2 tRNA genes and 2 rRNA genes (1 of these 4 only partly in view) are annotated in these 2773 nt (G+C 58.6%); all 4 read right to left on the reverse strand.

What is annotated here, in order from left to right:
• Nucleotides 1-501 (reverse strand): 23S ribosomal RNA (locus ACVWZG_RS13750); it reaches 2308 nt to the left of the window's first position.
• 233 nt (nucleotides 502-734) lie between these two features.
• A tRNA-Ala gene (locus tag ACVWZG_RS13755) sits at nucleotides 735-810 on the reverse strand.
• A gap of 89 nt (nucleotides 811-899) precedes the next feature.
• Nucleotides 900-973 (reverse strand) — tRNA-Ile (locus ACVWZG_RS13760).
• 112 nt (nucleotides 974-1085) lie between these two features.
• Nucleotides 1086-2558: ribosomal RNA gene (locus tag ACVWZG_RS13765) — 16S ribosomal RNA — on the reverse strand.
• Together the 16S and 23S rRNA genes with 2 tRNA genes alongside form the textbook arrangement of a ribosomal RNA operon.
• Between the last annotated feature and the right edge of the window lie 215 nt (nucleotides 2559-2773).

The following is a 2773-nucleotide window of genomic DNA, read 5'->3' on the forward strand; positions in this document are numbered from 1 at the left end:
CGGTACTGGTTCACTATCGGTCACGCAGGAGTATTTAGCCTTACGAGATGGTTCTCGCCGATTCACACGGGATTTCCCCTGCCCCGTGCTACTCGGGATCCGGCCGGCGCCTTTGAGCTTTCGGCTACAGGACTTTCACCTTCTCTGGTGCAGCATTCCAGCTGCTTCCCCTAGCCCGCCGGCTGCCGTTTGGCCGTCCCACAACCCCGCCCAGCCGTAGCTGAGCGGTTTAGGCTCTTTCCCGTTCGCTCGCCGCTACTGAGGAAATCACTTTTGTTTTCTTTTCCTGCGGCTACTAAGATGTTTCAGTTCGCCGCGTTCGCCCCTTTGGCCTATGGATTCAGCCAAAGGTGACAAGGCTTGCGCCTTGCCGGGTTGCCCCATTCGGGAACCTGCGGATCACCGCTTTTGTCCAGCTCCCCGCAGCGTTTCGTCGGTAACACGCCCTTCCTCGCCTCTGCGTGCCTAGGTATCCACCGTGCGCCCTTAACTGACTTGACCTTTTCACCTCACGTAACATTGGTGTTCTACCTGCCTCATGCCCCCAGGTTGCTGCTGCTTCCCCCAAGCCAAGGCTCGGAGGGCTCAACCCAGAAGCATGCTGCTCTCTTGCTATGCAGTTTTCAAAGTGCTGGCCGGCTCAACCCGGCTGGAGGCTTGTGCTCGGACCCAAACCCCTAGCCCGGTCGTCAACCTATCCAACTGGAGAACCCCTTCCCCGCTCCTCACCAAAGTGGTGGAGGTAAGCGGACTCGAACCGCTGACTTCTGCCGTGCAAAGGCAGCGCTCTACCAGCTGAGCTATACCCCCAATCCAGACTGCACCCACCCTCTGGCTTTGCCCTCAGCTTGGCCAGCTCGCCTCTAGCTTGCTAGCTCTCCCTTCTCCAGGACAAACAGTGGGCCATCCTGGACTCGAACCAGGGACCTCACCCTTATCAGGGGTGCGCTCTAACCACCTGAGCTAATAGCCCTCCCCTCGGTTCCCCTCCAGAACCCCAGTCAACCATCCCCTCAACCCCGACCGACCTGGGATGACCTTCGGTGGCCTGACTCCTCTCAGATGCCCCAAGGTAGGTCTCCCTAAAAGGAGGTGATCCAGCCGCACCTTCCGGTACGGCTACCTTGTTACGACTTCACCCCAGTCACCAGCCCTGCCTTCGGCGGGTGCTCCGACTTCGGGCATGGCCAGCTCCCATGGTGTGACGGGCGGTGTGTACAAGGCCCGGGAACGTATTCACCGCAGCATGCTGATCTGCGATTACTAGCGATTCCGCCTTCACGCAGGCGAGTTGCAGCCTGCGATCTGAACTGAGACGCGGTTTTTGGGATTGGCTCACGCTCGCGCGCTCGCGACCCTTTGTCCGCGCCATTGTAGCACGTGTGTAGCCCAGGGCGTAAGGGGCATGCTGACTTGACGTCATCCTCACCTTCCTCCGGTTTGTCACCGGCAGTCTCCCTAGAGTGCCCAACTCAATGCTGGCAACTAGGAACAAGGGTTGCGCTCGTTGCGGGACTTAACCCAACATCTCACGACACGAGCTGACGACAGCCATGCACCACCTGTGTCCGCGCTCCCGAAGGCACCCCCACGTTTCCGCAGGGTTCGCGGCATGTCAAGCCCTGGTAAGGTTCTTCGCGTTGCATCGAATTAAACCACATGCTCCACCGCTTGTGCGGGCCCCCGTCAATTCCTTTGAGTTTCACACTTGCGTGCGTACTCCCCAGGCGGGACACTTAACGCGTTAGCTCCGACACTGACCGGGTCGATACGGCCAACGTCTAGTGTCCATCGTTTACGGCTAGGACTACTGGGGTATCTAATCCCATTCGCTCCCCTAGCTTTCGTACCTCAGCGTCAGTTGAGGCCCAGTTGCGCGCTTCCGCCTCAGGTGTTCTTCCCGATCTCTACGCATTTCACCGCTACACCGGGAATTCCCGCAACCCCTACCTCACTCTAGCCGGTCAGTTTCCAGGGCCTTCCCACAGTTGAGCTGTGGCCTTTGACCCCAGACTTGACCAGCCGCCTACGTACCCTTTACGCCCAATAATTCCGGATAACGCTTGCCTCCTCCGTCTTACCGCGGCTGCTGGCACGGAGTTAGCCGAGGCTTATTCCTGGGGTACCGTCAGCTTTCGTCCCCCAGAAAAGAGGTTTACAACCCAAGGGCCTTCCTCCCTCACGCGGTATTGCTCCGTCAGGCTTGCGCCCATTGCGGAAAATTCCCCACTGCTGCCTCCCGTAGGAGTCTGGGCCGTGTCTCAGTCCCAGTGTGGCGGGCCATCCTCTCAGACCCGCTACGGATCGTCGCCTTGGTAGGCCATTACCCCACCAACTAGCTAATCCGACGCAGGCTCATCCTCAGGTGGATTGCTCCTTTCAGCTTCCGCCTGTATGGGGTATTAGCAGCCGTTTCCAGCTGTTGTCCCCCGCCTGAGGGTAGATTCCTACGTGTTACTCACCCGTCCGCCACTAACACCCGAAGGTGTCCGTGCGACTTGCATGTGTTAAGCATACCGCCAGCGTTCATCCTGAGCCAGGATCAAACTCTCCGTGTCAATTCAAGAGCTTGTCTCTGGAAAAATGGAAACTTGACAGGGTTGAATATGCAGCCACCAGCCGACTCAGGGAGCCTGCTGTGCTGCTTGGCGATGGTTGACTGAACGAGTTACTTGTCAAGGTTCTGGGGCGCCGGGGCTGGGTGGCCTTGTGGCGCTTTACTACCCTATCCCCACCCCCACCACCCCGTCAAGATATCCAACCCAAAATTTTT

The organism is Thermostichus sp. OS-CIW-33 (assembly GCF_054059615.1).